At 54.0% G+C, this 13,061-nt stretch carries 12 protein-coding genes and 1 pseudogene; all 13 read left to right on the forward strand.

Annotated elements, in window-relative coordinates; translation table 11 throughout:
• Nucleotide 1 precedes the first annotated feature (1 nt).
• The 13 genes and pseudogenes from EG028_RS06285 (at nt 2) to EG028_RS06345 (ending at nt 13,016) form a co-directional block, all read left to right on the forward strand.
• The gene (locus EG028_RS06285) at nt 2-1,552 is read left to right on the forward strand and encodes an oligosaccharide flippase family protein (RefSeq protein ID WP_120514730.1); all 1,551 of its coding nucleotides are present in this window, start codon (nt 2-4) and stop codon (nt 1,550-1,552) included.
• Between the two features lie 2 nt (nt 1,553-1,554).
• Complete coding sequence (locus EG028_RS06290; RefSeq protein WP_120514731.1) at nt 1,555-2,724, forward strand: glycosyltransferase; 1,170 nt, start codon at nt 1,555-1,557, stop codon at nt 2,722-2,724.
• Nucleotides 2,721-3,962: a hypothetical protein gene (locus EG028_RS06295; protein ID WP_120514732.1), complete on the forward strand. Its 1,242-nt coding sequence runs from the start codon at nt 2,721-2,723 to the stop codon at nt 3,960-3,962. The genes EG028_RS06290 and EG028_RS06295 overlap by 4 nt, the downstream gene beginning before the upstream one ends.
• Before the next feature lie 475 nt (nt 3,963-4,437).
• Nucleotides 4,438-4,572: pseudogene (locus EG028_RS28055) on the forward strand (DapH/DapD/GlmU-related protein); the annotation flags it as partial.
• A 45-nt stretch (nt 4,573-4,617) separates the two neighbouring features.
• The gene (locus EG028_RS06305; protein WP_120514734.1) at nt 4,618-5,403 is read left to right on the forward strand and encodes a glycosyltransferase family 2 protein; all 786 of its coding nucleotides are present in this window, start codon (nt 4,618-4,620) and stop codon (nt 5,401-5,403) included.
• Nucleotide 5,404: 1 nt separating this feature from the next.
• On the forward strand, nt 5,405-6,550 hold the full coding sequence (locus EG028_RS06310) for an XrtY-associated glycosyltransferase XYAG1 (RefSeq protein ID WP_120514735.1): 1,146 nt from the start codon (nt 5,405-5,407) through the stop codon (nt 6,548-6,550).
• Complete coding sequence (locus tag EG028_RS06315) at nt 6,547-7,446, forward strand: glycosyltransferase family 2 protein (RefSeq protein ID WP_206614348.1); 900 nt, start codon at nt 6,547-6,549, stop codon at nt 7,444-7,446. Before EG028_RS06310 ends, EG028_RS06315 begins: the two co-directional genes overlap by 4 nt.
• Entirely contained in the window at nt 7,446-8,006 is a 561-nt protein-coding gene (locus tag EG028_RS06320) for a WcaF family extracellular polysaccharide biosynthesis acetyltransferase (protein ID WP_206614349.1), read from the forward strand. Before EG028_RS06315 ends, EG028_RS06320 begins: the two co-directional genes overlap by 1 nt.
• The gene (locus EG028_RS06325; protein WP_120514737.1) at nt 7,999-9,249 is read left to right on the forward strand and encodes a WcaI family glycosyltransferase; all 1,251 of its coding nucleotides are present in this window, start codon (nt 7,999-8,001) and stop codon (nt 9,247-9,249) included. Before EG028_RS06320 ends, EG028_RS06325 begins: the two co-directional genes overlap by 8 nt.
• Nucleotides 9,243-10,628, forward strand: coding sequence for an undecaprenyl-phosphate glucose phosphotransferase (locus EG028_RS06330; RefSeq protein WP_120514738.1), 1,386 nt, complete (start codon nt 9,243-9,245; stop codon nt 10,626-10,628). Before EG028_RS06325 ends, EG028_RS06330 begins: the two co-directional genes overlap by 7 nt.
• Nucleotides 10,618-11,319, forward strand: a complete 702-nt coding sequence (locus EG028_RS06335) for a tyrosine-protein phosphatase (RefSeq protein WP_120514739.1) — start codon at nt 10,618-10,620, stop codon at nt 11,317-11,319. Before EG028_RS06330 ends, EG028_RS06335 begins: the two co-directional genes overlap by 11 nt.
• Nucleotides 11,320-11,500: 181 nt before the next feature.
• Nucleotides 11,501-12,124 (forward strand): hypothetical protein, encoded by a 624-nt coding sequence (locus EG028_RS06340; RefSeq protein ID WP_123864583.1) that lies wholly within the window; start codon nt 11,501-11,503, stop codon nt 12,122-12,124.
• A gap of 22 nt (nt 12,125-12,146) precedes the next feature.
• Nucleotides 12,147-13,016, forward strand: a complete 870-nt coding sequence (locus EG028_RS06345) for an MBL fold metallo-hydrolase (protein ID WP_120514741.1) — start codon at nt 12,147-12,149, stop codon at nt 13,014-13,016.
• Nucleotides 13,017-13,061: the final 45 nt, after the last annotated feature.

The following is a 13,061-nucleotide window of genomic DNA, read 5'->3' on the forward strand; positions in this document are numbered from 1 at the left end:
AATGCAGGCAGCAAACAGAGTAGTTTTAAATACAGGGTTCCTGTACGGCAAAATGCTGATAACAATGCTGATCGCATTGTATGCAACGCGCCTTGTATTAAATGGCCTGGGAGCCGTGGATTACGGGATATTCAACCTGGTGGCGGGCATTGTGGCCATGCTCAGTTTTCTGAACAGTTCCATGACGCTCAGCACCCAACGGTACATGTCCTTTTTCCTCGGCTCCGGCAACCTGCTGCAACTCCGAAAAGCTTTTAACTCCGGCATCTGGCTGCACATCTTCATAAGCGTAATCGTGGTCGGATTGCTGGAGTTATCAGGTATTTACCTGTTCAATCATGTATTGAACATTCCCGCGGACCGGCTGGCCACCGCCCATACCATTTTTCATTTTATGACGGCCAGCGCGTTTTTCACGATCGTATCCGTGCCTTACGACGCGATGATCAACACCCATGAGAACATGCTGCTGCTGGCGATATTAGGTATCGTAGAGTCCCTGATCAAACTGGCGCTGGCGGTGAGCCTGGCATACCTCGGCGGGGACAAACTGGTGGTCTATTCCGCCGGCCTGGCCCTGCTGCTGGTAGCGCTGCTGCTGTTCAAATGGAGCTACTGCACTGTGCGTTACCCCGAAAGCCGCATCAGCACGAAATACTTTGACCGGGGCCTGCTGAAGGAAATGTTTTCCTACTCAGGCTGGGCCATGGTAGGCGCTTCCGGCGTAATCGCCAAAACGCAGGGCATTGCCATGGTGCTGAATGTATTTTTCGGCACAGTGATCAACGCGGCGTTTGCCATTGCGAACCAGGTGAACGCACAACTGAGTTATTTTGCCGTGACCATGCTGCAGGCGCTGAACCCGCAGCTGGTGAAAAGCGAAGGCAGCGGCAACCGGGAACGTATGATGATGCTGAGCCTTATGGCCTGCAAATTTGCGTTTTACCTGCTGAGCTTCTTCGCCATACCGGCCATTATCGAAATGCCTTATATCCTTCATATCTGGTTAAAAAATTACCCGGAGCATACGGTGGCATTCTGCCGCCTAATCATCGCGGGCTCGCTGGTGTACCAGCTTTCCGGCGGCCTGCAAATGGCCGTGCAGGCGGTAGGCAGGATCAAAACCTTCCAGCTTGTGCTTTTCAGCCTGCTGCTGCTGAACATACCCGGCGCTTATTTCCTGCTGAAAGCCGGCTTCCCTCCCGCCGCCGTGCTCACGCTGAGCCTGTTCATCGAATGTGTGATAGCAGCCTACCGCGCGCTGGCGGCCAAACGGCTCACCGGCATCCCGGTACGCAGCTTTATGGTGAACGTGGTGTGGCATTCGCTGCTGCCCGTATCCGTAGCCACCTGCATCGCGCTCATTCCCTCCTACACCATGCAGGAAGGATTTGTACGCCTGCTGGCCACAGGCTGCCTGGCGGTGGTATCGCTGGGTGTGATGATCCGCTTCTTCGGCCTTTCGCCATATGAGTTACAGAAACTGGTTGAAATGATGAGCAAAGTACTGGCAAAGATCAACCGGAAAAGCCCGGTATTAAACACAAACTGACCATGAACATTCTCTTTTACACCACCATATCTCCCTTCCCGCAAAACGGCGGGGAAAAGATCAGGAGCTGTTACCTGCTCAAAGCGCTGGCCTCTCTCGGGCACAGCGTTCACGCTATTATCGGCAATAAGGAAAAAACAGACCTGGAGGAATACGCCATTCCCGGCGTCACCTTCCACACGCACAACCAGCCGCCGCTCACACTGGCGGAGCGGCTCACGGGAAAGTTCTACTTCCGGCAGGACCCTTCCCTCATCCGCCTGTTCGCCGAAATCTGCGGCACGGTGGACATTGATGTGGCCATCCTCGACTATGGTTTTGTAGGCCAGTACATCCCCTGGTTCAACGCCGGGAGGATACCCGTGATACTCGGCACGCACAACTCACAGGCCCTTCACACCCTGCAAAAGCCCGCCAATGGCATCGTGCAGAAACTGCGCCGCAGCCAGCTGGTGAACCTCGAAAAAACACACGAACAACGTTATTTCCCCCAGGCCGCCGCCGTGATGACCGTCAGCGACCCGGACAAACAATACCACGCCGCCTTCATCGACCCGAAAAAAATATTCGTGGTACCGAACTTCCTGGACGAAACGGACTACAACATCAAAGAAGAAAGAAACCCCCGCCTGCTGGCCATGACGGCGAACTTCTCCATGTATATGAACTTCGAGGGGCTGAAATGGCTGGTGGAACAGGTATGGAACGACGAGCTGGCGGATAAATTCGAGCTGTGGCTCGTGGGCCGTCATTCCATAGAAGCCCTGCAGCAGCTTAAGGGCAGCGCCGAATGGAAAAACATCAAAGCCATCGGCAAGGTGGCGGACATCAAACCTTATATCGCGCAGTCCGCCGGGGTGCTCATCCCCCTGCTGCACGGCAGCGGCACCCGCCTGAAATGCCTGGAAGCCATGGCGCTGGGCACACCGGTGATCGGCACGTCCAAAGGCGTGGAAGGCGTGGTGAGCGATAATTTTATCGTGGCCAATACACCCGAATCGTTCCGCAAAGCAGTGTCTTCCTTCTCGGGGAAAGGCCAGCTGGGCGGGCTGCTGCGGGAAGACTTTATGAAAGAATACAGCGCCGGCGTGAACCGCGACCGGCTGGATCATATACTTCAATTTGCCGCGCGGAAAGCGCCGGTGGTCACCCATCAAATGGCAGCGGAATGAATATAAAAAAGGCAGGCGTGTTCCTGTACACCATGCTCAGCACCATGAAGGTGAACCTCGTGGGGCAGCTCTGGCTCAGCGAACTGCTGGTAGTGATCGCCGCGCCGTTCACCTTCCGGCCGGATGACCTGAAGACCTACCCGTATCTCAAAAAGATACTGGTGGCATTGCTGGTGCTGCTGGTGTTCCAGATGGTGACGGACCTGCTGGCCGTGGGGAACAGCCCGCAGAATTACCTGCGCGGATGGGCCGCGACCGTCATCGCCCTGCTGTCATTCGTCGTGCTCTTCAAAACATTGAACGACACCACCACCATCCTGTTCTTTTTGTTCATGACCATGATCAAAAACATCATTTACACGGATGACATCGTGGATTCCGACATGAGTTATTTTAAATTCAAAATAGCCCCCATCCTCACCATGGCCATGTACCTGGTACTGTACCAGCTGTACAAAAGAGGCGAGTTGAAAATGGCGCTCACCGTGCTGATCGGGTGCAGCCTGCTTTGTTTTGCATTCGACAGCCGGTCCACCGGGGTGATCTTTTTCATCGGCGCGGTGATCACGTATTTTATGAACAACAACGTGCATATTTCCCGGCAGAAGGTGATCCTCTTCTCCGTGATGGCGGCGGTACTGTTCCAGGTGGCGTATGTATTTTATGTACGTTCAGTACTTGCCGGGGAAATAGGCGGGGAACATTCCCGCACGCAGATAGGCAGGCTGGCCAATCCTTACAACCCGCTGGAACTGCTGATCACCGGCCGCGCTGAAACCTTTGCCGCCGGTGCCGCCATTGCGGATGCACCATTGTTCGGCCACGGCAGCTGGGCGGAAGACAAGTCCCTGAAATACTACATGATATTACTGATGTATCACAACGAAGACCTGAACACCCAGCGTGCGAAAGAAGACACCCACCTGGTGCCCAGCCACTCCGTACTGATGGGCGCCTGGGTGAACTGGGGCATCGGCGGTTTCCTCGCTGTGCTGTACCTCTTCTGGATGATCGTCAAAATGGGGCTTTACATTATCCGCAACGGGCAGGAACTGGCTTTGTACCCCGTGCTGGTGCTGATCTTTATCGGGCTGATCTGGACATTCCTTTTCTCCCCCTTCCAGCACCTGCGCCTGTACATACCGGGCCTCGCGGCCATTATCATGAATAACTATTACGCTTTGGTAATGGAGACGGAAGAAGAAGAGCCGCCTTACGGAATACCTATACATGCATAAACTTTTGAAGAACATGACAACAGAACAGTTATTCCAGGAAAAAGTAGACACCAAAACAGGAAAAGTAAAAATGTACCGGGATAACCCGCTGTATTTCCTCCGGCGTTCCAACACCTCCCTGTACAAAAGTTTCCTGCTGTACCTCTACTACAGCGTCGCCAGCTGGCTGCCGGACCCGCCGCGGCCGCTGGGCGTGATAGCCCTGCCTTTGCGCACCTGGCTGGCTTCCAGGATATTCCTCAGCGCGGGCAAAAACATCAAGGTAAGCCGCAACGTGCGCTTCGGCAGCGGCGCAAACGTGGTGATCGGCAATTACACCGGCCTGAACGTAGACTGCTGGATCGGGAACGATACCATCATCGGGGACGATGTGATGTTCGGCCCGGAAGTGACGATCCTTTCCGGCGGGCACAATTTTGAGCGCACGGACATCCCGATGCGCGAGCAGGGCAATACCCCGCGCAGGCCGGTAGTGATCGGCAGCGATGTATGGATCGGCACGAGAGTGATCATCCTCCCCGGCATCCGCATAGGCTCACATTCTATTATCGCGGCGGGATCGGTGGTGACGAAAGACGTGCCGGAATACGCCATCGTGGCGGGCAATCCGGCTACCATCAAAAAATTCAGGACAATTACTCATTAAAGAAAATATATGTCAGGACTGGTTTCAATAGTTATACCGGTATACAACGGGCAGGAATACATCAAAGAAACGCTGGACAGCATCTTTAACCAGAGCTACCGGAACTTCGAAATCATCGTGGTGGACGGCGCAAGCACGGACAGTACCATGGAGATCGTGGCGCAGCACCGCGGGCTGATAGACGTGATCATCTCCGAAAAGGACGAAGGCATGTACGATGCGCTGCGCAAAGGCATGGACAAAGCCACCGGCGAATATCTCTGTTACATCAACGCGGACGACCGGCTGCTGCCTTACACACTCGAAAAAGTAGTGGAGACCTTTGAAAAGAAAAACTGCGACCTCGTATTTGGTGACGTGAATTACATCAACGAAGACGGGGCGGTGATCTTTTCCTACAAAGCGCTCCCGCTCGGCTACCAGGCCATCCGCCAGCTTCGCAGGGTACCATTTGCCCAGCAAAGCTCCTTCTGGACAAGGCGTATCTACGACAAACACCATGGCTTCGATAAAAAACTGAAATACTCGGCCGATTCCAAATTCCTCCTCTCCGTGTGCCTGGACCCTGCCGTGAAAAAGGGTTATGTACCCCGGCCGCTCGGGGAATACCGGCTGCACGGCGGTTCGTTTTCCGTATCGGTGACGGGCAAAATGCAGGCGGAGCACCATAAAATGCTGCAGGAGCTGAACCTTCCCGCCGCCAGTTTCCGCAAATACATGTACGAGCTGTACGCAAAAGCCCGCAATTTTAAAGGCATCTATAAAAAGTTAACCTATAAAGGAAATAAATTCTGACATGAAAATTCTGTTTATCGTCCCTTCTTACAAACCAGCCTATATCTACGGCGGCCCCATCATCAGCGTATCGAAGCTGGCGGAAGGGCTGGCCAACCTGGGCCACCGCGTGATGGTGTACACCACCACGGCAAACGGCGAGCAGGAGCTGGATGTACCGCTCAAAGAAACACAGATGGTGAACGGCGTGGAAGTGAAATACTTTTCCCGCATCACCAAAGACCATACGCATGTGTCCCCCAGCCTGTGGGGCAGCACCTGGGCCACAGCCGGCGATTATGACGTGGTGCACATTCACAGCTGGTGGAACTTCCTGGTGATGGGCGCCTCGCTCATCTGCACCATGAGAGGCATCCGCCCGGTACTGAGCCCCCGCGGCGTGCTCTGCGATTTTGTATTTAACCACCGGAACAAACTCTCCAAAAAGATACTGCACAATGTGCTGGGCAAATACCTGCTGAGCCGCACCTACCTGCATACCACCTCCGACATGGAGCGGGATGACTGCCTGCGCATCAACGGCAAGTGGGACAACGAGATCATTTACAACCTCGTAAGCCTCCCCGAAGGCAGCTACGAACGGAAAAAGAACGAGGTGTTCACCATCAGTTTCTTTTCCCGCATCCACCCCAAAAAAGGGCTGGACATCCTGCTGCTGGCGCTCTCCAAAGTGGAGTTCCCCTTCCGGCTGCAAATTGCCGGTGACGGAGACGCCGCTTACCTCGCAGAACTTCGCGCCCTCATCACCAAACTGGGCCTGGACGATAAAGTGGAATGGGCCGGCTGGAAAGACAAAGAAGAAAAGTTCGTTTTCCTCGCAGGCTCGGACCTGTTCGCCCTCACCTCCCATAACGAAAACTTCGCGATGGTGGTGCTGGAAAGCCTGGCCGTGGGCACGCCCGTGCTGGTGAGCGAACATGTGGGGCTGGCGCCATACGTAAAAAGAAATGACCTGGGATGGGTGACCGGTATAGACGATGTGGAAGAAGTGCGGAACAAACTTATCGCCGCATATAATAACCACGAAGCCCGCACCCGCATCAACGAAGCGGCTATCCTCAAAGTGCAGGAAGACTTTAACGAAACAAGGCTGGCCACAGATTATGTGTCCATGTACCGGCAGTCCGGCAAAAAGAAAGCATCATGAAGATCACGGTGATCATTTTGACATACAACGAACAGAAACACATCACCCGCTGCCTCGAAAGCATGCGCCAGGTGAGCGATGACATCTGCATCATAGACGCGGGGTCCACAGACGGCACCGTGGCCATCGCGGAGTCCTTCGGCGCCCGTGTGTTCCATAACAAATGGGTGAACTACGCCGTGCAATTCCAGTGGGCGCTGGACAACTGCGATATCCGGAATCCCTGGGTAATGCGCATGGACGCGGACGAATACCTGGAGCCCGCGCTTATCAGGGAGATCAACGAAGCCACCATAGCGGACAATATCACCGGCATCTACATCCGCCGCAAGGTATTGTTCAAAGACAAATGGATCCGTTACGGCGGCTTTTACCCGCACACCCTGCTGCGCATCTGGCGAAACGGCGCCGGCAGCATAGAGCAGCGCTGGATGGACGAGCACATCGTGCTTTCCGGCGACGGCACCACCATGCTCCGCGAGCATATCGTGGACCACAACCTGAACTCCATCCACTGGTGGGTGAACAAACATAACAACTACGCCATCCGCGAAATGGTGGACCTGCTGAACATCAAATACCGCTTCCTGGAAAGCGACGGCCGCCTGCTGGAAAACGAAAGCTCGCAGGCAAAGCGCAAACGTTACCTGAAAGAAAAGGTCTACGCTTCGCTGTCTCCCGGCGCCAGGGCCAGCCTGTATTTCTTTTTCCGGTACTTCGTCCGCTTCGGTTTCCTGGACGGCTACAAAGGCTTCATTTTCCACTTTATGCAGGGCTACTGGTACCGCCTGCTGGTGGACGTGAACATGAAAGAATTCGAGGAAAAACTGAAGGGTGACACCCGGAAAGAAACACTCATAGAACTGTTAAGAACCGATTATAACATTGCCATCTGATGGAAATGACGACCGACCTGTCCGCATTTAACACCGGCGCTTACAAAGCCGGCCCGAAATGGAAAGTGCTCAGCTGGTATTTCGTGAACTATTATATCATGAACAGCGCCTTTCCCTGGCCCTATGGCTTTAAGTCCGGCCTGCTGCGCCTCTTTGGCGCAAAGGTGGGCAAAGGCCTCGTGATCAAGACCAAGGTGCGGATCAAAAATCCCTGGCGCCTCACGGTCGGCGATCACTGCTGGATCGGTGAGTCCGTGTGGATAGACAACCTGGAAGACGTGCACATCGGCAGCCACGTATGCGTATCGCAGGGCGCGCTGCTGCTCACGGGCAACCACGACTATACACAGGCGGACTTTCCGTACCGCCTCGGCAAGATCAGGCTGGAAGACGGCGTGTGGATAGGCGCTGAATCCATTGTATGCCCGGGCGTGAGCTGCGGCACGCACTCCATCCTTACTGTAAAATCCGTCGCAACAAAAGACCTGGAGCCCTGGCAGATCTATGCCGGCAACCCGGCTGCTTTTGTGCGAAAAAGAACGATGAAAACAAATGTCTAAAAGAGTATTGCTGATTGGTGGGAACTTTTCCCCGGAGCCCACCGGGATCGGGAAATATAACGGGGAAATGATCCGCTGGCTGGTGGAGAACGGTTACGAATGTACCGTGATCACCTCCTACCCGTACTACCCGCAATGGGAAGTACAGGAACCGTACGGCCGCAGCAAACGCTGGTATAAAAAAGAAGTGAGCCACGGCGGCAAACTGAAAGTGTACCGCTGCCCGCAGTACGTACCGGCGCAGCCTACCGGCAAAAAACGGATGCTGCTGGACCTGTCATTTTCCATGTCCGCATTTTTTAAATTATTACAGATCATCCCCGCCAGGAAACACGACCTGGTGATCACGGTGGCGCCTTCCTTCCAGCTGGGGCTGCTGGCGGTGCTGTACAAAAAACTCCGCGGCGCGCAGTTCCTCTATCACATCCAGGACCTCCAGATAGAAGCCGCCCGCGACCTGCAGATGATCCGTTCAGACCGCCTGATCAAAATGCTGTTTGGCGTGGAGCGCTACATCCTTCGCCGCGCGGACGTGGTGAGCAGTATTTCCGACGGCATGATGCACCGCATCGGCGAAAAAGTTCAGAAACACGTACAGTTTTTCCCGAACTGGGTGGACACTTCGCTGTTTTACCCCGTGGATGAAAAAGAGACGCTGAAACAGGAATACGGGTTCGCGCCCGAAGACAAAGTGATCCTTTACTCCGGCGCCATCGGCGAAAAACAGGGGCTGGAAGCCATCCTGCATACGGCAAAAGCCATGCTGAACCGGCCGGACCTGAAGTTTGTCATATGCGGCTCCGGCCCTTACAAATCCAAACTGGAAGCCATGGCAGCGGAGATGTCTTTGCAGAATATCATCTTTTACCCCATCCAGCCATTTGAAAAATTCAACCGTTTCCTCAATATGGCGGATGTGCATTTAGTGATCCAGAAAGCAGGCGCATCGGACCTGGTGATGCCTTCCAAACTCAGCACCATCCTGGCCGTGGGAGGCCTGGCGCTGGTGACGGCCAACCGGGGATCGGGGCTGCACAGCCTGGTGGATAAATACCAGATGGGCATCCTGGTGAACGCGGAGGACCAGCAGGCGCTGAACGAAGGCGTGGCACAGGCCGTGAGCGAAAGCAGCGCCGGCATCACCGGCAACGCGCGCGCCTATGCCGCGGAGCATCTGGCCATTTCCGGCGTAATGGGCCGGTTCGAAGAAATTGTCGTTAACCGTAATCAGCAACTATGTTAAGCCGTTATCTCAAAATCAGTCTCATACAGATCATCGTGCTGGATTTTATCTGGCTCAACGCTATATTTTTTGTGGCAGGTTTCGGCCTGCGCCAGTACGACCTGCAAATACACACCGGGGCGGATGCCTTCCTCCTTGTGGCCAACGTGGCCTGGGCCATATCGTTGTACACCACCGGCATCTACGGCCTCACGCAGCAGCTGAGTTATGAAAAGATGGCGCGCAAGACCGTGCAGGCCATCGTGTTTTTCCTGCTCATGCTGCTCCTGTTCCTTTTCCTGTACGGGGAACTGTACTCGCGCTTTTTTGTGATCATGTATTGTATCCTCTTTTCCGTGCTGGTGGTGCTGAACAGGCTGGTATTTTTCTGGGTGACCAACTCCATCCTGAAAAGCAAGGACGTGGAAAGGAAAATGGTGATACTCGGGTACAATGAAATGTCCAAGAAACTGGCGGACAACCTGGTGACGGAAAAAAGTAACCTGAAGTTCGAGGGGTATTTTGAAGAATACAACAAAGTGAACGAGCTGTCCTACTACCCCGTTATCGGCAACCTGAAGGAATGTGTGCCGTATGCGAAAGACAACAACATCCGCGAGATATACTCCACCCTTTCACCGGAAGAGAACCCTTATCTCTACACGCTGGCCTACGAAGCGGAGCAGCATTTTATCCATTTCCGTTTTGTGCCGGACTTCAAGATGTTCGTGAACCGGCAGATCTACGTGGATTATTTTAACAATATCCCCATCATCTCCCTGCGTTCCGAACCGCTGGACGACCTGGCGAACCAGATCCGCAAACGCCTGTTCGACCTGGTTTTCAGCGGCCTGGTCGCCATCTTCCTGCTCAGCTGGCTGATACCTTTACTGGCCATCATGATCAAACTGGAATCCAGGGGGCCGGTGTTTTTTGTCCAGCACCGCACGGGGCGGAACAACCAGACTTTCCGCTGCCTGAAACTACGCAGTATGTATGTGAACAAAGATGCGAATGACAAACAGGCCACGCGGAACGACCGCCGGTTTACCCGCATCGGCCGCATCCTGCGCAAGACCAACCTAGATGAGATCCCGCAGTTCCTCAACGTACTGGCGGGCGATATGTCCATCATCGGCCCGCGGCCGCATATGCTGAAACATACCGAGGAATATTCCCGCATCATTCAGCAGTATATGATCCGCCACTACCTGAAACCCGGCATCAGCGGCTGGGCGCAGGTGAACGGGTTCAGGGGGGAGATCACCGAAGACAGTCAGCTGCGCAAACGCGTAGAACACGATATCTGGTACATGGAGCACTGGTCCGTTTACCTGGACCTGCGCATCATATTCTTAACGGTGGCCAACACCATAAAAGGAGAAAAAAATGCATTTTGATCTGAACCGACAGGACATGCATTCGCACCTGCTGCCCGGCCTAGACGACGGCGCCAAAGACATGAACGATTCGATTTCCCTTATCCGGCAGCTGCATGCGCTGGGATATACGAAACTGATCACCACACCGCACATTATGTCCGGCATCTGGTACAACGATGCCGACACCATCCTGCCCGCGCTGGACGCCCTGCGCGCGGAAGTGGAAAAAGAAGGCATCAACGTGGAGCTGGATGCCGCCGCCGAATACCTGATGGACGATTATTTTGAATCGCTCCTGGATGACAAAACGCCGCTGCTCACCATCAACGGCAAATACGTGCTGGTGGAATTCCCGTTCATCGCGTTGCCGGTGAACTACCGTTCCGTGTTCTTCAACATGAAAATGGCGGGATACGAGCCCATACTCGCGCACCCGGAAAGGTATATGTACCAGCACGGCCAGCTGGATTTTTATCATGAGCTACAGGAAGCAGGCGTACTTTTGCAGGTGAATATTTTGTCGCTGCACGGATACTACGGCACACGGGTGCAGAAGATGGCCCTGCAGCTGGTAAACGCAGGGCTGGTACAGTTTACAGGCACGGACGCGCATCATCAGCGCCACCTCGATGTGCTTTGCCGTCCATTGCCGGATGCATCCGTTCTTACTAAATTGGGAGAAGCAGTGATAAAAAATGAACTGTTATAATCAAAATATTGTAATTTTAAAAAACACGTTAACCGCCGTATAATAGCGGCTTATTTAAAAACTGAATACATAAAACAAGGGTTGCATAATGATTTCTTCTACGGGAGCTAGCAAATTTCCTGAAAATAAGGGTCTTATCGAAGATGTATTCCATGAAATCCGATCCATTCTTTCCGGTATTTTGTCCAGCGTTGAATTGATTGAGTTGTATGGATCGGGCCAGTTTAGCCTGGAAAAGAGCGGGGAAAAGATCAACAGACAGGCCGGTGCGATTAAACTGCAGGTGATCGAGCTGGAATTCCTGTTGCAGAATGTGCGCATCATCCAGCACATCCTCAACAAATCCCTCACTTCCAAACGCGCGCCCACACAAATCGTGCGGCTGCTCAAAAACCAGGTGGAAGACGACCGGTACGCTCCCATGTTCGCAAAATGGGTGAACTTCTACACGAACAGCAACCGCGAGGTGGCCTATGTGGATGAATTCCTGGTAAAACAATTACTGCTCAACATGCTTTTCCGCATGCACCGCAATGCGGATATGAAAGAAATGCCCCGGCTGGATATCATTTTTGAGCCGGAGGCCGTGATACTCAAAGGAGTGTACCTTGCCAATGCAAACGACCGATCCCTGTCCTCCTCCATTTCCAGCATCGACCAGGAAAGTCTCCAGGCTTTCCTCGACCAGCGCATCTGCAGCCTGATTGCCTATGTGGCGGAGCTGCACGAAGGCCGGTTTGACCTTACCGCCCTCCCGGAAGGCCGGATAGAAATGCTGGTATCCATCCCCTACGATGTGAATTAAAATCTGTTTCTTTGCAGATCACATGTCGTTGTTCATCACATCATTAAATTCAGGCAGTAACGGTAACTGTTATTATATCGGCAACGCCGAAGAGGCGGTACTGGTAGACGTCGGCATTTCCTGCCGCGAAGTGGAGCGCCGTATGCGCCGCCTCGGCCTGACGATGGACAAGGTAAAAGCTATATTCATCTCCCACGAACATACGGACCACATCAGCGGCGTGCCGGTACTGGCCAAAAAATACCGCCTTCCCGTTTACATCACCGGGCAAACGCTCCAGCACAGCCGGATGCAGCTTTCCGGCATTCCTTTCCGCCCGCAGGAGCCTGTCACCATCGGGCAGCTCCAGGTCACCGCATTTGTAAAATACCACGACGCCTGCGACCCGCATAGTTTCCTTATCAGCGGCAACGGCGTTACCATCGGCGTGTTCACGGACATCGGGCAGTGCTGCGACCAGCTGGTGCTTCATTTCCGCCAGTGCCACGCGGCCTTCCTGGAAGCGAACTATGATACAGATATGCTGGAGAAAGGCAGGTATCCCGTTTTCCTGAAAAACCGTATCCGTGGCGGCCACGGGCACCTTTCCAACCAGCAGGCGCTGGACCTCTTCACGCAGCACAAGCCGGAAGGCATGCAGGTGCTGCTCCTCTCCCATCTTTCCCGCGACAACAACGATCCCACGCTCGTGCAGGAGATCTTCTCCCGGCACGCGGGCGCCGTGGAGGTAGCCGTCGCTTCCCGTTATGTAGAATCGAAAGTATACGAAGTATTCCCGGGGCAGCTAGTGGCCGCCCCCTTCGCGCCCATGCCCATACCCATTGTACACGAAATGCCGAAGAAAAAGAAAAGGTCCGCGATACCTTCAGCAGTGCAGAGTACCTTATTCTGAGGAGACGCCCGCAATCATGTGACGGAAGATCCTTCCGCTAAAGTG

The sequence above is a fragment of the Chitinophaga barathri genome (genome assembly GCF_003807585.1).
Lineage (GTDB): Bacteria > Bacteroidota > Bacteroidia > Chitinophagales > Chitinophagaceae > Chitinophaga > Chitinophaga barathri.

Excerpts from the sequence above, each read along its gene's own strand:
- EG028_RS06285 (WP_120514730.1), top strand. The coding sequence starts at position 2 with ATGCAGGCAGCAAACAGAGTAGTTTTAAATACAGGGTTCCTGTACGGC.
- EG028_RS06290 (WP_120514731.1), top strand. The coding sequence starts at position 1,555 with ATGAACATTCTCTTTTACACCACCATATCTCCCTTCCCGCAAAACGGC.
- EG028_RS06295 (WP_120514732.1), top strand. The coding sequence starts at position 2,721 with ATGAATATAAAAAAGGCAGGCGTGTTCCTGTACACCATGCTCAGCACC.
- EG028_RS06305 (WP_120514734.1), top strand. The coding sequence starts at position 4,618 with ATGTCAGGACTGGTTTCAATAGTTATACCGGTATACAACGGGCAGGAA.
- EG028_RS06310 (WP_120514735.1), top strand. The coding sequence starts at position 5,405 with ATGAAAATTCTGTTTATCGTCCCTTCTTACAAACCAGCCTATATCTAC.
- EG028_RS06315 (WP_206614348.1), top strand. The coding sequence starts at position 6,547 with ATGAAGATCACGGTGATCATTTTGACATACAACGAACAGAAACACATC.
- EG028_RS06320 (WP_206614349.1), top strand. The coding sequence starts at position 7,446 with ATGGAAATGACGACCGACCTGTCCGCATTTAACACCGGCGCTTACAAA.
- EG028_RS06325 (WP_120514737.1), top strand. The coding sequence starts at position 7,999 with ATGTCTAAAAGAGTATTGCTGATTGGTGGGAACTTTTCCCCGGAGCCC.
- EG028_RS06330 (WP_120514738.1), top strand. The coding sequence starts at position 9,243 with ATGTTAAGCCGTTATCTCAAAATCAGTCTCATACAGATCATCGTGCTG.
- EG028_RS06335 (WP_120514739.1), top strand. The coding sequence starts at position 10,618 with ATGCATTTTGATCTGAACCGACAGGACATGCATTCGCACCTGCTGCCC.
- EG028_RS06345 (WP_120514741.1), top strand. The coding sequence starts at position 12,147 with ATGTCGTTGTTCATCACATCATTAAATTCAGGCAGTAACGGTAACTGT.